We start from the raw sequence: 20,310 nt of genomic DNA, 5'->3' as shown, positions 1-20,310 counted from the left end.
GCACGTTTTCGGGCACGCGCATAAAAAAGAGAGGCCGGGATGTACATCTATCGCTTGGTCCTGCTTTTGGTAGTGGGGATTTACCTGTTTTCCCCGGCCATCATGGATTGGTGGATCGACGCCACTGGCGCCTGGTATCGCCCTTATCTGCTCTGGCTGATTCTGATCGTCGTGACCTTCATCCTGCAGAGCCAAAAAGATGCCGATGAGCTTTAGCCTGACCCAGATGATCCTGATCAGCGCCGCGTACCTGGCGGTGCTGTTCGGTGTGGCCTGGATCAGTGAACGGGGCATGATCCCCCGGGCGATCATTCGCCACCCACTGACCTACACCCTGTCACTGGGCGTCTATGCCAGTGCCTGGGCGTTTTACGGCACCGTGGGCCTGGCCTATCAGTACGGCTACGGTTTTCTGTCCAGCTACCTGGGCGTTTCCGGGGCATTTCTGCTGGCGCCGGTGCTGCTCTACCCGATCCTGAAGATCACCCGCACCTATCAACTGTCGTCCCTGGCGGACTTGTTTGCCTTCCGCTTCCGCAGCACCTGGGCCGGAGCGCTGACCACGATTTTCATGCTGGTCGGCGTATTGCCGTTGCTGGCCTTGCAGATTCAGGCGGTCGCCGACTCCATCGGCATCCTCACCCGAGAGCCGGTGCAGCATCGCGTGGCCCTGAGTTTCTGTGCATTGATTACGCTGTTCACGATTTTCTTCGGTTCCCGCCACATTGCCACCCGCGAAAAGCATGAAGGCCTGGTGTTCGCGATTGCCTTCGAATCGGTGATCAAGCTGATCGCCCTCGGCGGCGTCGGGCTGTATGCGCTTTACGGCGTGTTCGACGGCCCGCAACAGCTGGAACTGTGGCTGCTGCAAAACCAGACCGCGCTCGCGGCCCTGCACACGCCATTGCAGGAAGGCCCGTGGCGCACCCTGTTGCTGGTGTTCTTCGCCTCGGCCATCGTGATGCCGCACATGTATCACATGACCTTCACCGAGAACCTCAACCCGCGTTCGCTGGTCAGTGCGAGCTGGGGCCTGCCGCTGTTCCTGCTGCTGATGAGCCTGGCGGTGCCGCTGATTCTTTGGGCCGGCCTGAAACTGGGTGCCACCACTAATCCGGAATACTTCACCCTGGGCATCGGTATCGCCGCCAACAGCAAGGCGCTGGCGTTGCTGGCGTATGTCGGCGGGCTGTCCGCCGCCAGCGGCCTGATCATCGTCACCACGCTGGCGCTGTCCGGGATGGCCTTGAACCACCTGGTGCTGCCGCTGTATCAACCTCCGGCCGAAGGCAACATCTACCGCTGGCTGAAGTGGACCCGCCGGGCGCTGATTGTCGCGATCATCATGGCCGGCTACGGCTTCTACCTGATGCTCGGTGCCGAGCAGGACCTGGCCAACCTCGGCATTGTCGCGTTCGTTGCCACGTTGCAGTTCCTGCCGGGCGTGCTCTCGGTCCTGTACTGGCCGACCGCCAACCGTCGCGGCTTCATCGCCGGCTTGCTGGCGGGGATCCTGGTGTGGCTGGTGACCATGTTGTTGCCACTGGTTGGCAACCTGCAAGGCTTCTACATTCCACTGCTGAACATGATCTATGTGCTGGACGACACCAGCTGGCACATGGCGGCGATTGCCTCGCTGGCGGCCAACGTGCTGATGTTCACCCTGATCTCGCTGTTCACCAACGCCAGCACCGAAGAGGCCAGCGCTGCCGAAGCCTGCGCCGTGGATAACGTGCGCCGCCCGCAACGCCGGGAACTGCACGCCGCCTCGCCTCAGGAATTCGCCACGCAACTGGCCAAGCCATTGGGTGCAAAAGCGGCGCAGAAAGAAGTGGAACAGGCACTGCGCGATCTCTATCTGCCCTTCGACGAGCGTCGACCGTATGCCCTGCGCCGCTTGCGTGACCGCATCGAGGCCAACCTCTCCGGCCTGATGGGCCCGAGCGTGGCCCAGGACATGGTCGAGACGTTCCTGCCGTACAAGGCTGGCGGCGAAAACTACGTGACCGAAGACATTCACTTCATCGAAAGCCGCCTCGAGGATTACCACTCGCGCCTGACTGGCCTGGCCGCCGAACTCGATGCCCTGCGCCGCTATCACCGCCAGACCCTGCAGGAGTTGCCGATGGGCGTTTGCTCGCTGGCCAAGGATCAGGAAATCCTCATGTGGAACAAGGCCATGGAGGAACTCACCGGTATCGCCGCACAGCGCGTGGTCGGTTCGCGCCTGAGCACCATTGCCGACCCGTGGAAGGAGTTGCTGCAAGGCTTCATCAATCTGCCGGACGAACACTTGCACAAGCAGCACCTGGCCCTCGACGGCCAGACACGCTGGTTGAACCTGCACAAAGCCGCGATCGACGAACCCCTCGCGCCGGGCAACAGTGGCCTGGTGTTGCTGGTGGAAGACTTGACCGAAACCCAGATGCTCGAGGACAAACTGGTGCACTCCGAGCGCCTGGCCAGCATCGGTCGACTGGCGGCCGGCGTGGCCCATGAAATCGGCAACCCGATCACCGGTATCGCGTGCCTGGCGCAGAACCTGCGCGAAGAGCGTGAAGAAGACGGCGAGCTGAAGGAAATCAGCGGGCAGATCCTCGAACAGACCAAACGCGTGTCGCGCATTGTCCAGTCGCTGATGAGCTTTGCCCATGCCGGCAGCCATCAGCACAGCGACGAGCCCGTCTGTCTGGCCGAAGTGGCTCAGGATGCCATCGGCCTGCTGGCCCTGAACCGACGCAATTTCGAAGTGCAGTTCTACAACCTGTGCGACCCCGAACACTGGGTCGAAGGCGACCCGCAACGGCTGGCCCAGGTATTGATCAACCTGCTCTCAAACGCCCGTGACGCCTCGCCTCCCGGCAGTGCGGTACGGGTCAAGAGCGAAGCCGGCGAACACACGGTCGATCTGATCGTGGAAGACGAAGGCAGCGGTATTCCGTCGAGCATCATGGACCGATTGTTCGAACCTTTCTTCACCACCAAGGACCCTGGCGAAGGCACCGGTCTGGGCCTTGCACTGGTCTATTCCATCGTTGAAGAGCATTATGGACAAATCACCATCGACAGCCCGGCTGATGTTCAAAGCCAACGCGGCACCCGAATCAGGGTTACCTTGCCGCGTCATGTCGAAGCGACGTCCGCTGTGAACTGAGACCGTCGAGAGTATCGAATCAATGCCGCACATTTTGATCGTCGAAGACGAAACCATTATCCGCTCCGCCTTGCGCCGCCTGCTGGAACGTAACCAGTACCAGGTCAGCGAAGCCGGTTCAGTGCAGGAAGCACAAGAACGCTTCACCATTCCCTCGTTCGATCTGATCATCAGTGACCTGCGCCTGCCGGGCGCGCCTGGCACGGAGTTGATCAAGCTCGCCCAAGGCACGCCGGTGCTGATCATGACCAGCTATGCCAGCCTGCGCTCGGCGGTCGACTCGATGAAAATGGGCGCGGTGGATTACATTGCCAAGCCATTCGACCACGACGAAATGCTGCAAGCCGCCGCACGAATCCTGCGTGACCGACAAACGGTACAGGCCGGCGCTGAGCCGGCTGCCGGCAAAGCCGCCAACGGCGCGGCGAAATCCGGTGCCGACAACAGCAACGGTGAAATCGGCATTATTGGCTCGTGCCCGCCGATGCAGGACCTGTACGGCAAGATCCGCAAAGTGGCACCGACCGATTCCAACGTTCTGATCCAGGGCGAATCAGGTACCGGTAAGGAACTGGTGGCGCGCGCCCTGCACAACCTGTCCAAACGCGCCAAGGCGCCGATGATTTCGGTTAACTGTGCGGCCATTCCGGAAAGCCTGATCGAATCCGAATTGTTCGGCCACGAAAAAGGCGCATTCACCGGCGCCAGCGCCGGGCGCGCCGGCCTGGTGGAAGCGGCGGACGGCGGCACCTTGTTCCTCGACGAAATCGGTGAACTGCCGCTGGAGGCCCAGGCTCGCCTGCTGCGCGTATTGCAGGAAGGTGAAATTCGCCGGGTAGGCTCGGTGCAGTCGCAGAAAGTCGATGTGCGCCTGATCGCCGCGACTCACCGCGACCTCAAGAGTCTGGCGAAGATCGGCCAGTTCCGGGAAGACTTGTATTACCGCCTCCACGTTATCGCGCTGAAGCTGCCAGCCCTTCGCGAACGCGGTGCGGACGTCAACGAAATTGCCAACGCCTTCCTGGCGCGGCAAAGTGCGCGAATCAACCGCACCGACCTGAAGTTCGCCGCGGATGCCGAGCAGGCCATTCGTCACTACTCCTGGCCGGGCAACGTTCGTGAACTGGAAAACGCCGTCGAGCGCGCCGTTATCCTGTGCGAAAGCCCGGAAATTTCCGCCGAGCTGCTGGGCATCGACATCGAGCTGGGCGACCTGGAAGACGACGAGTTCATTGGCCTGCCCCCACAACAGGGCAACGGCAACGCCAGTAACAACAACCACGAACCGACCGAAGACCTCTCCCTGGAAGACTATTTCCAGCATTTCGTCCTCGAGCATCAGGACCATATGACCGAAACCGAGTTGGCCCGCAAGCTCGGGGTCAGCCGCAAATGCCTGTGGGAGCGCCGTCAGCGCCTGGGCATCCCGCGGCGCAAGACCGGGGTGGCCAGCGAAAGCTGAACCGCACCTGTCTCATGTGCGGGTAACACGTGACTTCGTGAAAAAACTGTTACCTCAGCTTTTTCACGTAACAGAAGCCGGGGCTTACGGTAACGAAGCCCCGGCTTTTTTTGGCCCTCAAAACGCCTGGTAGTCGGCCTAACCCCTTGTTTTATTGGGTTTCTAAAAAGTTGGCACGCACCCTGCTATATGTTTGATACAAGAACAATAACAAGCAATGCACAAGACAATAAAAATAAGACGAATCGACTCACGCACAATAAAAACAAGACGGCGAGAGGCGCAGCTAACTGATTCTTTTGGAGAGGCGTTGTATTTGGGGCTAGCCCCACGACCAGGCCGAGAACAACAAAAAACTGTCTTAAGACAGAGCCTGTACTGGTTGGATCGAAAGATCACTGCAATTCAGCGACCAAAGCAATCCGTTTGCTCTTGGCTCCCGATTGGGAGGGTCATGAAGGAAAGCTTCATGGCGAGGGCACTCAACAAAAACAAGAAGCCCGAAACCAAAAATAAAAATAGAGCATGCAACTACTTCTTGGGGAGCTTCGGCTCCCCTTGTGGTTTCTGGCGTTTGGCATGTAGCAGCTGCCGAGCCTGCGAGGCTGCGTTCGGCGGCGAAGCCGTCGTAAATCCAGGCAACTCCTTCCTTCTGACACGCCGCAACCTCAGGTTTCACGACGGCTTTGCCGCCGAACGCCGCCTCGCGCTGCTCGACAGCTGCTACAGGCAGCCATTTATGTCGTTAAGAGACATCCTTCAAGCGCTTGCGCAGCTTCCTACACCATCCCCCGACTAAATGCTAGAATCCCCGCCCATCATGCGGTCATTCTTCTGTTATGGCCGAATATTCCTTCAAACAGTGCATCCCATGCTGAAGAAGCTGTTCCAGTCATTCCGTACCCCCAAGCGTCCTACGCAACACATTCGCAGCACGCCTGAAGTGCTCAACAGCGGCCAACACTCGCTGCAGAAGGCGCAATTCAGCCGTTACGCGGTGAATATCGTTGAACGCCTGCAGAGCGCCGGTTATCAGGCTTACCTGGTTGGCGGTTGCGTGCGCGACATGCTGCTGGGCATCACACCGAAAGATTTCGACGTTGCCACCAGCGCCACACCCGAGCAGGTACGGGCCGAATTCCGTAACGCGCGAATCATCGGGCGCCGGTTCAAGCTGGTGCACATCCACTTCGGCCGCGAAATCATCGAAGTCGCAACCTTCCGCGCCAATCACCCGCAGAACGAAGACGAGGAAGACAGCAACCAGTCTTCGCGCAACGAAAGCGGGCGCATCTTGCGCGATAACGTCTACGGCACCCTGGAAGAAGACGCGCAACGTCGCGACTTCACCATCAATGCCCTGTATTACGATCCGGTCAGCGAACGCATCCTCGACTACGCCAACGGCGTACATGACATCCGCAACCACCTGATCCGCCTGATTGGCGATCCGACGCAACGCTACCAGGAAGACCCGGTACGGATGCTGCGGGCCGTGCGTTTCGCCGCCAAGCTGAACTTCGGCATCGAAAAGCACAGCGCCCTGCCGATCCGCGGCCTGGCGCCGATGCTGCGCGAAATTCCGTCGGCCCGCCTGTTCGAAGAGGTGCTCAAGCTGTTCCTCTCCGGCCATGCCGCCGATACGTTTGAAATGCTGGTCGACCTGCAGTTGTTCGATCCACTGTTCCCGGCCAGCGCCGAAGCACTGGAATACAACCCGACGTACACCCACACCCTGATCAGCGAAGCCCTGATCAACACCGACCTGCGGATCAAGCAGAACAAACCGGTCACCCCGGCGTTCCTGTTTGCAGCCCTGCTCTGGCCTGCCCTGCCAGCCCGCGTCTTGCGCCTGCAGGAGCGTGGCATGCCGCCGATTCCGGCGATGCAGGAAGCGGCGCACGAGCTGATTGCCGAACAGTGCCAGCGGATCGCTATTCCGAAACGCTTCACCATGCCGATCCGCGAGATCTGGGACATGCAGGAACGCCTGCCGCGCCGCAGCGGCAAGCGTGCCGATCTGTTGCTGGACAATCCGCGCTTCCGTGCCGGTTACGACTTCCTTCTGCTGCGCGAGAGTGCAGGCGAGCAGACTGACGGCCTCGGCGAATGGTGGACCGACTATCAGGACGCCAATGAAAGCGAGCGCCGTGACATGATCCGCGACCTCAGCGGCAAGGAAGACGGCACCGGCGCCCCGCGCAAGCGTCGCCGCAGCGGCGGCTCCAAGCGCAAACGCGCCGCTGGCGCTTCGAGCACCACGGGCGAGTAATCCATGGAACGCATCTACATCGGCATGGGCAGCAATCTGGCTGACCCTGCCGAACAATTGCGCAGCGCCGTCGAGGCGCTGGCGCAGTTGCCGCAATCGGAGCTGGTCGGGGTTTCTGCGTTTTATCAAAGTGACTCGCTGCTACCCGGACAACCGCGCTACACCAATGCGGTGGCCGCTCTCGACAGCACGCTGGCAGCGCTGGACTTGCTCGATGCCTTGCAGGCCATCGAAAACGGCCAGGGTCGCGAGCGCCTTGAGCGCTGGGGGCCGCGCACGCTAGACCTCGACATCTTGCTGTTCGGTGATCGTCTGATCGACGAACCGCGCCTCAAGGTTCCCCATTACCACATGCAGGAACGGGCCTTCGTGCTCTATCCGCTGGCGGAATTGGCACCTGCGGATCTGCGACTGGCCGATGGCCGGACCTTGGCCGAACTGCTCAAGGCATGCCCGTTCGTCGGCCTGGAACGCTTGCCCTAAAATTGACCCAAATCCCCTGTGGGAGTGACGGTGCGGCGATCCGACTTGCTCGCGAAAGCGGTGTGTCATCCAGAATCAATGTTGACTGAAACTCCGCTTTCGCGAGCAAGCCCGCTCCCACATTGGTTTTGTGTCGGGCACAAGATCTGCTGCTGAATCGCATCAGTTACCCCGGTAACACCCCACCCGTAACAATGCGGTAACACACGCAATTGACTTCCCTCGTTCTCCTCACGACTATAGGCGTCCCGCTGCCGCCAACACGGCGTTCAAGGGCGCAATCCAGGCCTTAAAAGCACGACAAAAGAACGTGCGCCTGTATTTAACGAAGAATCACGCGCGTTACTCGCAGTAGTTTCCACAGCGCCTGAATGAGGAACTTTTCATGCCAGCCATCACCCTGACCACCCTGCAAGGTCTGAAGCAAAAAGGTGAAAAGATCACCATGCTGACCTGCTACGACGCAACCTTCGCCCACGCCTGCAATCAGGCCGGCGTCGAAGTGCTGCTGGTGGGCGACTCCCTCGGCATGGTTTTGCAGGGCCACGACAGCACCTTGCCTGTCACCACCGCAGAAATGGCTTACCACGTGGCTGCCGTCAAACGCGGTAACAGCGATGCCCTGATCCTCGCCGACCTGCCTTTCATGGCCTACGCCACCACCGAGCAAGCCATGACCAATAGCGCACAGTTGATGCAGGCCGGCGCGCACATGGTCAAGGTTGAAGGAGCATTGTGGCTGGCCGACTCGATCCGCCTGCTGGCCGAGCGCGGCATCCCGGTCTGCGCGCACATGGGCCTGACGCCGCAGTCGGTGAACATTCTTGGCGGCTACAAGGTCCAGGGTCGCAATGAAAACCAGGCGCGGCAGATGCGTGCCGACGCAATTTCCCTGGAGCAGGCTGGCGCGGCCATGCTGCTGCTCGAGTGCGTCCCGAGCGAACTGGCAGAAGAAATCACCCAGGCGGTGAAGATTCCGGTGATCGGTATTGGCGCTGGCAATCGCACGGATGGCCAGGTGCTGGTTCTGCACGACATGCTGGGGCTGTCCATTACCGGCCGCGTGCCAAAATTCGTAAAGAACTTCATGACTGGCCAGACCAGCATTGAAGCTGCATTGAATGCCTACGTGACTGAAGTCAAGGCGGCGACTTTCCCTGGAATCGAACACGGATTCTCTGCATGAACACCGTAAAGACCGTACGCGAACTGCGGGCCGCCGTGGCCCGTGCCCGTAGCGAAGGCAAGCGCATTGCCTTTGTGCCGACCATGGGCAACCTGCACAGCGGCCACGTTGCGCTGGTGACCAAAGCCTCCCAACGGGCGGACTTCGTGGTGGCGAGCGTTTTCGTCAACCCGCTGCAATTCGGTGCCGGCGAAGACCTCGACAAGTACCCGCGCACCCTCGCCGCCGACCAGGAAAAACTGCTCCAGGCCGGTTGCCATCTGCTGTTCGCGCCAACCGTCGAGGAAATGTATCCCGACGGCATGGCCGGCCAGACCCGCGTCAGTGTCCCGCAATTGTCCGAAGGCCTGTGCGGCGCAAGCCGGCCGGGGCATTTCGAAGGCGTGGCGACGGTGGTCAGCAAGCTGTTCAACATGGTCCAGCCGGACCTGGCGATTTTCGGCGAGAAAGACTTCCAGCAACTGGCGGTGATTCGCGCGCTGGTACATGACCTGAACATGCCGATCCAGATCATCGGTGAGCCGACTGTACGGGCGGCCGATGGCCTGGCGCTATCGTCGCGCAACGGCTTCCTCAACGAAGAGCAGCGCGCCGTGGCGCCGGTGGTCTACCGCACGCTGAATGCGATCAGCGAGGCGATCAAGCAGGGCGAACGCGATTACCCGGCGCTGATCGGCACGCAGATCAAACAGCTCGAATTGGCTGGCCTGCGTACTGACTATCTGGAAATCCGCCATGCACTGACCCTGCGCCCGGCAACGGCGCAGGATCGTGACCTGGTGATTCTGGTGGCGGCGTTCCTCGGTACGACGCGGTTGATTGACAACCTGCACCTGAACCTCGACGCGCCCGTCTAGCCAACACAATTCCCCTGTGGGAGCGAGCCTGCTCGCGATAGCGGTTGTTCAGTCACAACAATTTTGACTGATACACCGCCATCGCGAGCAGGCTCGCTCCCACAAGGAGATCTGCGCCGGTTTCCAAGTTGTATTGCCGCCCACAACCCCATCGGGCAAACTGCCCGCCGTTCGATTCCGACCTGGGAAACACTCATGCACGCCATCATGCTCAAAGCCAAGCTGCATCGCGCCGAAGTCACCCACGCTGTACTCGATTACGAAGGCTCCTGYGCCATCGACGGTGAATGGCTGGACCTGTCCGGCATCCGTGAGTACGAACAGATCCAGATCTACAACGTCGACAACGGCGAGCGCTTCACCACCTACGCCATCCGCGGCGAAGAAGGTTCGCGCATGATCTCGGTCAACGGTGCCGCCGCGCACAAGGCCAAGGTTGGCGATCGCGTGATCATCTGCGCTTACGCACACTACAGCGAAGCCGAACTGCTCAACTTCAAGCCGCGCATGCTCTATATGGCGCCGGGCAATGAACTGAGCCACACCAGCAACGCCATTCCGGTCCAGGTCGCCTGATCCGAGCCCTGTCTCTTCCGTTTGTCGGACCGTTCCTGACTTCGATGTTAAAAAAGTACCGGAAACAGGTCAGACAAAGTCAAGACAGATCATTGCGCGGGGTTTACTGTATTCGCCCTGCGCCATGAAATCGTGTCGACGCAGTTGACCGGAACGCCCACCCATAGCGCTCCGGGATTTTTAGTGTTCAAAAGGCCGTTCAAGTAAAAAGGAAACCCGCAGCGATGGCGTATTACCGCACTCCTCACGACGTTACCGCTCTGCCTGCCTGGCAAGCGTTGAATGACCACCGCCAAGCCATGCAGGATTTCAGCATGCGCGAGGCCTTCAATGCCGATCCGCAGCGTTTCACTCAATTCACCCTCAGCAGCTGCGGTCTGTTTCTCGACTACTCGAAGAACCTGATCAACGCCGAGACCCGCAATCTGCTGGTAGGCCTGGCCAACGAAGTCGACCTCAAGGGCGCGATCAAGTCGCTGTTCGACGGCGAAATCGTCAACTCTTCCGAAGGCCGTCCAGCCCTGCACACCGCCCTGCGCCGCCCGGTCGGCGACAAGCTGTCGGTCAATGGCGTCAACGTGATGCCGGAAGTGCACAAGGTGCTGAACCAGATCACCGACCTTGTCGGCCGTATCCACGATGGTCTGTGGCGCGGTTACACCGAGAAGCCGATCACCGACGTGGTCAACATCGGCATCGGCGGTTCCTTCCTCGGCCCGGAGCTGGTGTCCGAAGCCTTGCTGTCCTACGCCCAGAAAGGCGTGCGTTGCCATTACCTGGCGAACATCGACGGTAGCGAGTTCCACGAACTGACCATGAAGCTGCGCGCCGAGACCACGCTGTTCATCGTCTCGTCGAAATCCTTCAACACCCTCGAAACCCTGAAGAACGCCCAGGCTGCCCGTGCCTGGTACCTGGCCCAGGGTGGTTCGGAAGCCGAGCTGTATCGCCACTTCATCGCGGTATCGAGCAACAACGCCGCCGCCGTAGCGTTCGGCATCCGCGAAGAGAACATCTTCCCGATGTGGGACTGGGTCGGCGGGCGCTACTCGCTGTGGTCGGCCATCGGTTTGCCGATTGCCCTGGCCATCGGCATGTCCAACTTCAAGGAGTTGCTGTCCGGTGCCTACACCATGGACCAGCACTTCCAGAGCGCGCCGTTCGAACAGAACATGCCGGTGCTGCTGGCCTTGCTCGGCGTGTGGTACGGCAACTTCTGGGGCGCGCAAAGCCACGCGATCCTGCCGTACGATCACTACCTGCGTAACATCACCAAGCACCTGCAACAGCTGGACATGGAGTCCAATGGCAAGAGCGTGCGCCAGGACGGCAAGCCAGTGTCCACCGACACCGGGCCGGTGATCTGGGGCGGCGTCGGCTGCAACGGTCAGCACGCCTATCACCAGTTGCTGCACCAGGGCACCCAACTGATCCCGGCCGACTTCATCGTGCCGATCGTCAGCTTCAACCCGGTGTCCGACCACCACCAGTGGCTGTACGCCAACTGCCTGTCGCAGAGCCAGGCGCTGATGCTCGGCAAGACCCTTGCCGAGGCCGAAACCGAGCTGCGTGACAAAGGCATGAGTGACGCCGACGTGCAGAAACTCGCGCCGCACAAGGTGATCCCGGGCAACCGTCCGAGCAACACCCTGGTGGTCGAACGCATCAGCCCGCGTCGCCTCGGCGCACTGGTGGCGATGTACGAACACAAAGTCTTCGTGCAAAGCGTGATCTGGGGCATCAATGCCTTCGACCAGTGGGGTGTGGAACTGGGCAAAGAGCTGGGCAAAGGCGTCTACAACCGCCTGGTCGGCAGCGAAGAAACCCCGGCATCAACATCGATGTTGAATGTACCGGCCTCTTCGCGAGCAAGCCCGCTCCCACAGTTGTTTTGCATCCGACTTGAACCCATTGACCTCTCGGCGCATCTTTATCCTTGTCGCAAAACAAGCATAAGGAACCGTCATGTTCGATATCAGCAAGTTCCCCAAAGCCGATGCCGTCCGCCGGGCTGCACAATTGAGTCAAGACGACTATCAGCGCCTGTACCGCGAATCCGTCGAACACCCCAGCACCTTCTGGGCCGAACAGGCCACGCGTTTTCTCGACTGGAGCGCGCCCTGGGAAACCGTCCAGCGCTACAACCTGAAAACAGGTGAGGCCAGCTGGTTTGCCGGTGCGCAATTGAACGTCAGCTACAACTGCATTGACCGGCACCTGGAGAAACGTGGCGATCAGGTCGCCATCATCTGGGAAGGCGACAACCCTGCCGACTCGACATCGATCACCTACAAAAAACTGCATGAAAACGTCTGCCGCCTGGCCAACGTGCTGAAAAGCCGTGGCGTGAAAAAAGGCGACCGCGTGTGCATCTACATGCCGATGATTCCCGAGGCGGCCTACGCCATGCTGGCCTGCACCCGTATCGGCGCGGTGCACTCGGTGGTGTTCGGCGGCTTCTCCCCGGACTCGTTGCGTGACCGTATTCTCGACGCCGACTGCCGCACCGTGATTACCGCGGACGAAGGCGTGCGTGGCGGCAAGGTCGTACCACTCAAGCAGAACGTCGACAAGGCGCTGCAAAGCTGCCCGGACGTGAGCACCGTGCTGGTGGTCGAGCGCAGTAAAGGACAAGTGAACTGGGTCGAAGGACGGGACATCCAGTATCAGCAGGCCCTGCGCGATGCCAGCGCCGATTGCCCGCCCGAACCGATGGACGCCGAAGCCCCGCTGTTCATCCTCTACACCTCCGGCAGCACCGGCAAACCCAAAGGCGTGTTGCACACCACCGGCGGCTACCTGCTGCAAGCAGCGATGACCTTCAAGTATGTGCTGGACTACCGCGACGGCGAAGTCTTCTGGTGTACCGCCGACGTCGGCTGGGTCACCGGCCATAGCTACATCGTCTACGGCCCGCTGGCCAATGGCGCGACCACGCTGATCTTCGAAGGCGTGCCGAGCTACCCGAGTACTTCGCGCTTCTGGCAGGTGATCGACAAACACAAGGTGAACATTTTCTACACCGCCCCGACGGCGCTGCGCGCACTGATGCGCGATGGCCCCGAACCGTTGAAGCAAACATCCCGCGCCAGCATCCGGCTACTCGGTACGGTCGGCGAGCCGATCAACCCGGAAGCCTGGGAGTGGTACTTCCATGAGGTCGGCGAAGAGCGCTGCCCGATCGTCGATACCTGGTGGCAGACCGAAACCGGCGGCATCATGCTCAGCCCGCTGGTCAGTGCGCAGCGGATCAAGCCTGGTTGCGCCACGCAACCGATGTTCGGCGTGCAGCCGGTGTTGCTCGACGAGCAGGGCAAGGAAATCAAAGGCGCCGGCAGCGGCGTACTGGCCATAAAGTCCAGCTGGCCGGCGCAGATCCGCAGTGTCTATCGTGACCCGCAGCGCATGATCGACACCTACTTCAAGCCCTACCCCGGCTACTACTTTACCGGTGACGGCGCTCGGCGCGATGAGGATGGTGACTACTGGATCACCGGGCGCATCGACGATGTGATCAACGTATCCGGCCACCGTATCGGCACCGCCGAAGTGGAAAGCGCGCTGGTGCTGCACGAGAGCATCGCCGAGGCCGCTGCGGTCGGTTACCCCCACGACATCAAGGGTCAGGGCATCTATGTTTTCGTCACGCCCATGAACGGCGTCGAAACCAACGATGAACTGAAGAAAGAATTGCTGGCCCTCGTCAGCCAGGAAATCGGCAGTTTCGCCAAACCGGACTTGATCCAGTGGGCGCCGGCCTTGCCGAAAACCCGCTCAGGCAAGATCATGCGGCGCATTCTGCGCAAGATCGCCTGCAATGAACTGGACAGCCTGGGTGATACTTCGACCCTGGCTGACCCGAGCGTGGTGCAAGGGCTGATCGATAAACGCCTGACGTAGGAGCGAGCTTGCTCGCGATAAACGCCGACGCGCCGCGTATATTCAGGAAGCACGCGTTATCGTTAACGTCCATCGCGAGCAGGCTCGCTCCTACAGAATTACAGAGTTGCCATGGAATTCATCCGCACCCGCATCGAAACCCAGATCATGAGCCTGAGCGGATTGTCCCTGGGCAAACTCGACCTGGAAAACCCCAAGGGCGACCCCGGGCTGTTCGGGCCGGACTCGGTGAGCTGGCAAGTCCATGGCGATTTCAGCAGCATGCTGATCGGTGGCATCAGCGCCCTGATGCTGCAGGCCCTGCACCCGCTGGCATTGGCCGGGGTCTGGGACCATTCGAACTTTCGAGAAGACATGCTCGGCCGCTTGCGCCGCACCGGGCAGTTCATCTCAGGCACCACGTCCGGTTCTCGACAGGACGCCGACTGGCTGATCGAAAAAGTCCGCACCATCCATTTGCAGATCACTGGCACGGCACCGGACGGACGCGCCTACGCCGCCAGCGATCCAGAATTGCTGACGTGGGTGCACGTGGCAGAAGTCAGCAACTTCCTGGCCGCGCATTTGCGCTATCGCAACCCGTACCTGTCCCTGGCCGATCAGGATCGCTACTACGCTGAAATTGCCCTGATCGCCGAGCGACTCGGGGCCCGGGATGTGCCCCGCTCGCGGCAGGAAATTGCCGACTACCTTGAGCGCATGCGTCCACAGTTGCTGTGCGACGAACGCAGTCGGGAAGTCTTGCGCCTGTTGTTGGACGCCCCCGCCCCCAGCCGCCTGGCCAAGCCTTTCGGCGGTTTGATGATGCAGGCCGGGATCGATCTGCTGCCGGACTGGGCCAGCGATATGCTCGGCGTCAGCCAGAACCCGCTGCAACGCAAGCTGATCCGCGCCAGCGTCAATCGCAGTGCGCCGATGCTGCGCTGGGCGGTGCGTAATGGATCGGTGCAGCGGGCGAAGCGGCGGATGGGGATTACTTAGAAAGAACAAAGATCAAAAGCTTCGCGAGCAAGCCCGCTCCCACATTGGATCTAAGTCGAACGCAAGTTTTATGTTCACAAAAAATCCGATGTGGGAGCGGGCTTGCTCGCGAAGGCCGCGCCTCGGTCCCGCGCCAAAACTGTTAAACTCCCGCGCCCAATTCTCTCCTGCAAGGCGCCCAGCATGTCTTCCTTGAATCAGGCGCTGCGCGCCGCCCTCGATCAACGCCAGGACCTGCTCGCCGAACTGCACCAGCAAGGCACCGATTGCTATCGCCTGTTCCACGGCAGCCAGGAAGGTGCCGGCGGGCTGACCATCGACCGCTACGGTCCGCAACTGATGGTGCAGAGCTTCCACCAATCGCTGTTGCGCGAGGAACTGCTGCAACTGCACGAAGCGATCAATCAACATCTAGGGTTTGACACCCTGCTGGTCTACAACGACCGCTCCCGTGGCAATTCGCGTATCGATCGCGAAGACATCGTCTACCGCGCCGACGAAGCCGCCCTGCAAGACCTGGTCGGCCACGAATGGGGCCTGAACTATCGGGTGCGGGGTCGCCATGCCGGACAGGACCCATTGCTGTTCCTCGACCTGCGCAACACCCGCGGCTGGGTAAAGGATCACAGCAAGAACAAAAGCGTGCTGAACCTGTTCGCCTACACCTGTGGTGTCGGCCTCAGTGCCGCCGCCGGTGGCGCACGCGAGGTGTGCAACCTGGACTTTGCCGAAGGCAACCTGGCGGTCGGTCGGGAGAACGGTTTACTCAATCCGCAGTTGCCAACCATGGAATTTATCCAGTCCGACTACTTCCCGGCCATTCGCCAACTGGCCGGCCTGCCGATCAGCCAGCGTCGCGGGCAAAAACTGCCGAGCTATCAGCGCCTGGAACAGCGCCAGTACGATTTGGTACTGCTGGACCCTCCGGCCTGGGCCAAGAGCGCATTCGGCACCGTCGACCTGCTGCGCGACTACCAGAGCCTGCTCAAACCGGCCCTGCTGACCACCGCTGATAACGGCGTGCTGATCTGCTGCAACAACCTGGCGAAAGTCAGCATGGACGACTGGCGCGAGCAGGTTTTGCGTTGCGCAGAGAAGGCCGGGCGGCCGGTGCGTGAGTGGAGCGTGATGAAGCCAGGCGCCGACTTCCCGTCGATGGATCAGCAACCACCGCTGAAAACCCTGATTCTGCAGCTCTGAGCGCTGTGGGAGAAATCTTGAATTTCCTGAACAGGCCGATCACTTCGGAACCGGAAACGCGTGCCATACTCCAACGCACTCCGAATCAGACAGATGACGCCGCACATGTACAAAGGATTGATTCGCGCCATCGGCGCCTTGTTGACTGCTCTGGCCCTCTACAGCTTGCTGGGTTTTCTGATTTTACCGGGTGTCGCGTTGCGCGTTGCCAACCAGCAACTGGCCAACTACGCCACCATTCCCGCCACGATCCAGCGGATCGAATTCAATCCGTTCAGCCTTGAACTGACCCTTTGGGGCTTGAACATCGGCGAGCCCGGCAAGGAGCAGGTCGCTTTCGAACGCCTGTACGCCAATCTGCATTTCGACAGCCTGTGGACCAAGGCGGTGCACCTGTCCGATGTCGAACTGGACAAGCCAAAGACCGAAATCCTGTTCAGCAAGGACGGTCAACTCAATCTGCTTGGGCTGTTCAAACTGCCAGCGAGCGAACCCACGCCCGCCGACCCGAATGCCAAGCCGTTTCCGCTGCGCATCGAGCGGATCAAACTGGCGGGCGGCGCCGTACACTTTGAAGATGCCCGGCCCAGCGAGCCCATCGAGTTTCTCTACGACACACTCGATTTCGAGCTGAAGAACCTCAGCACCCTGCCCGATGACAGCGCCGACATGACCCTGGTGGCCGTCGGCCCCAATGGCGGACAGATCGACTGGACCGGCAACTTCAGCCTGATCCCGATCGCCTCCGAAGGTAAGCTGAAAATCACCGATGGCAAGATGAAAGCCTTCTGGCCCTATGTGCGCGATGCCGTGCCACTGGACCTCGAAAATGGCGTCATGAGCATCAGTTCCGACTACAAATTCAGCCTGGCCAAGGAAACCGAGCTGCTGCTGAGCAACGTAGCGGTCAACATCGCCCCCCTCGCGATCAAGGCTCCGGATGGCCGGCCGCTGGTGAAGCTTGAGCGCCTGGACGTCAGCGAAACCACCGTGGACCTGGCCAGACAGCAAGTGGTGGTCGGCAAGATCCGCAGCAACAAACTGGAAACCTGGGCCGCGCTGGAATCAGACGGCCAACTCGACTGGCAGAAACTGTTCGCCAGCCAGCCGTCCAAACCCGCCGCCAAAGCCAAAGCCAAAGCGGACGCCGAACCGGCCAGCACTCCGGCGGCAGCAGACTCACCGAAGCCTGAGCCGGCCGCACCAGGCAAACCCTGGCAGGTGCTGCTCAAGGACGTGCAGTTGCGCAACTACCAGGTGCATCTGGCCGACCGCAAGGCCCAACCCGCCGTCGCCCTGGAATTGAGCCCGCTGAACCTCGACCTGCAAAACTTCGACAGCCTCAACGGTTCACCCTTTACCCTCAAGCTCGATACCGGCGTGGGCAAGCAAGGCAAGATCATGGCCGACGGCGAGGTCAACCTGGCCCCGGTCAGCGCCAGACTGAAGGTACAGACCAAGGACATCGACCTGCGGGTTGCCCAGTCCTACATCACGCCGTTCATTCGCCTGGAACTGCGCAGCGGCATGCTCGGCAGCGATCTGGCGGTCGACCTGAAAAGCACCGCCCCCCTGGCCTTCAACGTCACCGGCCGCGCCCAGGTCGATCAGTTGCATACCCTGGACACCCTGAAGACCCGCGACTTCCTCAAGTGGCAACAGGTCGTGGTCGAAGGCCTGAACTATCAGCATGGGGACAGCCTGTCGATCGACAAGATCAACCTGTTCCAGCCCTATGCGCGTTTCATGATCAACGATGATCGCACCACCAACATCGATGACCTGCTGATCCCGCAACCGGCGGACTCCGGGGCAAAACCGGCGGCGAGCAAACCGGCCAGCAACGAAAAACCGTTGGGCATCCACATCGGCGGCATTTTCATCAATGATGGTTCGGCCAACTTCGCCGACTTCAGCCTGACCCCGAACTTCGCCACCGCCATCCAGCAACTCAACGGGCAGATCGGCACCATTGACAGTCGCCAGCCGAAACCGGCCGGTGTCGACGTCAAGGGCAAGGTCGATCGCTATGCGCCAGTGACCATCAAGGGCTCGGTCAATCCGTTCGACCCGATGGCCAGCCTCGACATCGCCACCAGCTTCAAACGCGTGGAACTGACCACACTGACGCCCTACTCCGGCAAATTCGCCGGCTACCGTATCCGCAAGGGCCGGCTCAATCTCGACCTGCACTACCAGATCACCAAGGGCCAGCTCAAAGCTGAAAACAAAGTGGTGGTCGAACAACTGCAACTGGGTGAAAAAGTCGACAGCCCGGATGCCGTGAGCCTGCCGCTGAAACTGGCGATTGCCCTTCTCAAGGACGTCGATGGCAAGATCTCCATCGAACTGCCGGTCAGCGGCGACCTGAACAACCCTCAGTTCAGCGTCATGCCGATTATCTGGCAGACCCTGCGCAACCTGATCGTCAAAGCCGCGGCAGCGCCGTTCAAACTCATTGGCGGGCTGGTCAATGGTGGTGGCTCGGAAGACCTGGGCAGCGTTTCATTCGCAGCCGGTTCCAGTGAATTGGGCAAGGACGCTGAAGGCGCCCTGGACAAACTGTCCAAGGCGCTCAAGGAACGCCCTGCCCTGCGCCTGGAAATCGAAGGCACCGCCGCCCAGAGCAGCGATGGCCCGCTGATCGCCGAACAACGCCTGGAGCGTGAGTACCAGTACAACTACTACAAAATGCTCCAGCGTCGTGGTGACAAGGTCCCGGCCCAGGCTTCGCTGCTGGAAGTGCCGGACGGGGAAAAAGGCCCGCTGCTCGAAGGCATCTACCGCACCCGCCTGAAAATCCAACCCCCTGCCGAATGGAAGGACCTGGGCAAGGAAGAGCGCACTGCGAAAATGCGTGGCGAGCTGATCAAGTTCTGGAGTTCCAGCGACGTGCTGTTGCGTCAACTGGGCCAGGAACGCGCCAGCAGCATCAAGGATTATCTGGTCGACAAGGCCCAGCTGGAAGATGACCGCGTGTACTTCATCGACGCCAATCTGGGGGAGGCGCAAAGTGACGGCCGCGTAGTGACACCGATGCATCTGGATGCCGAGTGATGATTCGGCGGCTGGCAGGCCTGGTTCTGGCGCTATCCGCCAGTCAGGCCTGGGCGGCCGATACCTTGCGCTGTGGCAGCCAATTGATCAGCGTCGGCGATCGCTCGAGTGAGGTCCTGCAGAAATGCGGCGAACCGGTCAGCCGCGACTTGCTGGGCTACAAGCGCAGCGCCGATCGGCGCGAGGAGTTCCAGGTCGAGGAATGGACCTACGGGCCCAATGGCGGGATGTATCAATACTTGCGGTTCGAAGGTAACCGGCTGAAGCAGATCACCAGCAAACGCGGAAACTGAAGCCGCCACCTATTCATGTGAACACCACTCAATGTGGGAGCGAGCCTGCTCGCGATGGCGGCAAAACAGACGACATCGATGTCGCCTGAAAGACTGTCATCGCGAGCAGGCTCGCTCCCACAATTGATTTTCAGCGCGCCCTCTCCCGGTCCAGGCGAGAAGCCTTGCCTTACTCGGCTTTGAGGCCGTCAGCGGAGACCGCCTTGACGCCTTTGATTTTCTTGGTGATGGCCACAGCCGTATCTTTTTGCATTTCGGTCACGGCGGTGGTCGACGACAGCGATACCACGCCTTTGTTGGTTTCAACCTTGATGTCGCTACCTGGAATGCCTTTTTCGGTCATAAGGTCGGCTTTGACTTTGGTGGTGATCCAGGTATCGGAAGTAGCTTCTGTAGCCTTGGTCATTTCACCCGCCGCCAGGGTCATTGGAGCCTGGGTGGCTTGAGTGGTCTGGGCGAATGCCGCGTTTGCCATGGTCAGGGTCAGCGCGGTAGCAGTAGCGGCAGCAATAGCGAACTTCTTCATACGAGTAACTCCTGTTTTTCTGGAAAGTCTGCCGGGTGTCTTGTCGGCAGGGTTACCAAGGATATTGCGAACGCTGTRCCAACTTTGAAACAGATATAAAATCTTTAAAATCAATAAGTTATAAAATTATCTAATCCTCGGAATCATGCAAAATGCACGAGACGCAGAAACGCTGCATGCAAGTTGCGGGATTATGGAAAGTTCCTAAGGTGCTGAATTTCTGAGCTTTCCCTGTAGCTTTAGACAACCAGCCGACAAACAAAAAAACCCGCAATCACGGTACGGTTACGCATTCCTTGTAGCAGCTGCCGAAGGCTGCGTCCGGCTGCGCAGCAGTCGTAAATCCGGCTTTCACGATCTCTC

Annotated in this window: 15 protein-coding genes and 1 pseudogene; 15 read left to right on the top strand and 1 reads right to left on the bottom strand. The window is 60.2% G+C overall.

Translation table 11 applies throughout. From position 1 onward, the window contains the following. Window positions 1-39 precede the first annotated feature (39 nt). The 15 genes and pseudogenes from AB4Z35_RS26430 to AB4Z35_RS26360 all read left to right on the top strand — a co-directional run bounded on the left by AB4Z35_RS26430 (window position 40) and on the right by AB4Z35_RS26360 (window position 19,421). The gene (locus AB4Z35_RS26430) at window positions 40-216 is read left to right on the top strand and encodes a hypothetical protein (RefSeq protein ID WP_003176118.1); all 177 of its coding nucleotides are present in this window, start codon (window positions 40-42) and stop codon (window positions 214-216) included. Further along, window positions 200-3,154 carry a sensor histidine kinase gene (locus AB4Z35_RS26425; protein ID WP_007990065.1) on the top strand — a complete coding sequence of 985 codons (2,955 nt, stop codon included), beginning with the start codon at window positions 200-202 and terminating at the stop codon, window positions 3,152-3,154. The genes AB4Z35_RS26430 and AB4Z35_RS26425 overlap by 17 nt, the downstream gene beginning before the upstream one ends. A gap of 22 nt (window positions 3,155-3,176) precedes the next feature. Beyond that, window positions 3,177-4,616, top strand: a complete 1,440-nt coding sequence (locus AB4Z35_RS26420; protein WP_442100327.1) for a sigma-54-dependent transcriptional regulator — start codon at window positions 3,177-3,179, stop codon at window positions 4,614-4,616. Between the two features lie 454 nt (window positions 4,617-5,070). Beyond that, a complete protein-coding gene (locus AB4Z35_RS26415; RefSeq protein WP_442100325.1) occupies window positions 5,071-5,415 on the top strand; it encodes a hypothetical protein in 345 nt (114 codons plus the stop codon). 72 nt (window positions 5,416-5,487) lie between these two features. Then, window positions 5,488-6,888, top strand: coding sequence for a polynucleotide adenylyltransferase PcnB (locus tag AB4Z35_RS26410; RefSeq protein WP_253558782.1), 1,401 nt, complete (start codon window positions 5,488-5,490; stop codon window positions 6,886-6,888). 3 nt (window positions 6,889-6,891) lie between these two features. Then, complete coding sequence (gene folK, locus AB4Z35_RS26405) at window positions 6,892-7,371, top strand: 2-amino-4-hydroxy-6-hydroxymethyldihydropteridine diphosphokinase (RefSeq protein WP_442100323.1); 480 nt, start codon at window positions 6,892-6,894, stop codon at window positions 7,369-7,371. Between the two features lie 385 nt (window positions 7,372-7,756). Then, window positions 7,757-8,557 (top strand): 3-methyl-2-oxobutanoate hydroxymethyltransferase, encoded by an 801-nt coding sequence (panB, locus tag AB4Z35_RS26400; RefSeq protein WP_008004491.1) that lies wholly within the window; start codon window positions 7,757-7,759, stop codon window positions 8,555-8,557. Next, window positions 8,554-9,414 carry a pantoate--beta-alanine ligase gene (gene panC / locus AB4Z35_RS26395; RefSeq protein ID WP_442100320.1) on the top strand — a complete coding sequence of 287 codons (861 nt, stop codon included), beginning with the start codon at window positions 8,554-8,556 and terminating at the stop codon, window positions 9,412-9,414. Before panB ends, panC begins: the two co-directional genes overlap by 4 nt. Window positions 9,415-9,609: 195 nt before the next feature. Beyond that, window positions 9,610-9,990 carry an aspartate 1-decarboxylase gene (panD, locus tag AB4Z35_RS26390; RefSeq protein ID WP_003228271.1) on the top strand — a complete coding sequence of 127 codons (381 nt, stop codon included), beginning with the start codon at window positions 9,610-9,612 and terminating at the stop codon, window positions 9,988-9,990. Window positions 9,991-10,214: 224 nt separating this feature from the next. Beyond that, window positions 10,215-11,822 (top strand): annotated as a pseudogene (gene pgi, locus AB4Z35_RS26385) (glucose-6-phosphate isomerase); the annotation flags it as partial. A gap of 133 nt (window positions 11,823-11,955) precedes the next feature. Beyond that, window positions 11,956-13,890 carry an acetate--CoA ligase gene (gene acs, locus AB4Z35_RS26380; protein WP_442100319.1) on the top strand — a complete coding sequence of 645 codons (1,935 nt, stop codon included), beginning with the start codon at window positions 11,956-11,958 and terminating at the stop codon, window positions 13,888-13,890. Window positions 13,891-14,001: 111 nt separating this feature from the next. After that, the gene (locus AB4Z35_RS26375) at window positions 14,002-14,871 is read left to right on the top strand and encodes an oxygenase MpaB family protein (RefSeq protein ID WP_442100317.1); all 870 of its coding nucleotides are present in this window, start codon (window positions 14,002-14,004) and stop codon (window positions 14,869-14,871) included. Window positions 14,872-15,054: 183 nt separating this feature from the next. After that, on the top strand, window positions 15,055-16,071 hold the full coding sequence (locus AB4Z35_RS26370) for a class I SAM-dependent methyltransferase (RefSeq protein ID WP_116264037.1): 1,017 nt from the start codon (window positions 15,055-15,057) through the stop codon (window positions 16,069-16,071). A 93-nt stretch (window positions 16,072-16,164) separates the two neighbouring features. After that, window positions 16,165-19,128 (top strand): DUF748 domain-containing protein, encoded by a 2,964-nt coding sequence (locus AB4Z35_RS26365; protein WP_442100315.1) that lies wholly within the window; start codon window positions 16,165-16,167, stop codon window positions 19,126-19,128. After that, entirely contained in the window at window positions 19,128-19,421 is a 294-nt protein-coding gene (locus AB4Z35_RS26360) for a DUF2845 domain-containing protein (protein WP_108231261.1), read from the top strand. The genes AB4Z35_RS26365 and AB4Z35_RS26360 overlap by 1 nt, the downstream gene beginning before the upstream one ends. Window positions 19,422-19,590: 169 nt before the next feature. Here AB4Z35_RS26360 and AB4Z35_RS26355 read toward each other — a convergent pair whose 3' ends face one another. Further along, a complete protein-coding gene (locus AB4Z35_RS26355) occupies window positions 19,591-19,947 on the bottom strand; it encodes a BON domain-containing protein (RefSeq protein WP_007990383.1) in 357 nt (118 codons plus the stop codon). Window positions 19,948-20,310: the final 363 nt, after the last annotated feature.

The sequence above is a fragment of the Pseudomonas sp. KB_15 genome, from assembly GCF_052114525.1.
Classification (GTDB): Bacteria; Pseudomonadota; Gammaproteobacteria; order Pseudomonadales; family Pseudomonadaceae; genus Aquipseudomonas.
This window is presented reverse-complemented; position numbering and strand designations above follow the sequence as displayed.

Excerpts from the sequence above, each read along its gene's own strand:
- panB (WP_008004491.1), top strand. The coding sequence starts at position 7,757 with ATGCCAGCCATCACCCTGACCACCCTGCAAGGTCTGAAGCAAAAAGGT.
- AB4Z35_RS26430 (WP_003176118.1), top strand. The coding sequence starts at position 40 with ATGTACATCTATCGCTTGGTCCTGCTTTTGGTAGTGGGGATTTACCTG.
- AB4Z35_RS26355 (WP_007990383.1), bottom strand. The coding sequence starts at position 19,947 with ATGAAGAAGTTCGCTATTGCTGCCGCTACTGCTACCGCGCTGACCCTG.
- acs (WP_442100319.1), top strand. The coding sequence starts at position 11,956 with ATGTTCGATATCAGCAAGTTCCCCAAAGCCGATGCCGTCCGCCGGGCT.
- AB4Z35_RS26370 (WP_116264037.1), top strand. The coding sequence starts at position 15,055 with ATGTCTTCCTTGAATCAGGCGCTGCGCGCCGCCCTCGATCAACGCCAG.
- folK (WP_442100323.1), top strand. The coding sequence starts at position 6,892 with ATGGAACGCATCTACATCGGCATGGGCAGCAATCTGGCTGACCCTGCC.
- AB4Z35_RS26410 (WP_253558782.1), top strand. The coding sequence starts at position 5,488 with ATGCTGAAGAAGCTGTTCCAGTCATTCCGTACCCCCAAGCGTCCTACG.
- AB4Z35_RS26365 (WP_442100315.1), top strand. The coding sequence starts at position 16,165 with ATGACGCCGCACATGTACAAAGGATTGATTCGCGCCATCGGCGCCTTG.
- AB4Z35_RS26425 (WP_007990065.1), top strand. The coding sequence starts at position 200 with ATGCCGATGAGCTTTAGCCTGACCCAGATGATCCTGATCAGCGCCGCG.
- AB4Z35_RS26415 (WP_442100325.1), top strand. The coding sequence starts at position 5,071 with ATGAAGGAAAGCTTCATGGCGAGGGCACTCAACAAAAACAAGAAGCCC.
- AB4Z35_RS26375 (WP_442100317.1), top strand. The coding sequence starts at position 14,002 with ATGGAATTCATCCGCACCCGCATCGAAACCCAGATCATGAGCCTGAGC.
- panC (WP_442100320.1), top strand. The coding sequence starts at position 8,554 with ATGAACACCGTAAAGACCGTACGCGAACTGCGGGCCGCCGTGGCCCGT.
- AB4Z35_RS26360 (WP_108231261.1), top strand. The coding sequence starts at position 19,128 with ATGATTCGGCGGCTGGCAGGCCTGGTTCTGGCGCTATCCGCCAGTCAG.
- AB4Z35_RS26420 (WP_442100327.1), top strand. The coding sequence starts at position 3,177 with ATGCCGCACATTTTGATCGTCGAAGACGAAACCATTATCCGCTCCGCC.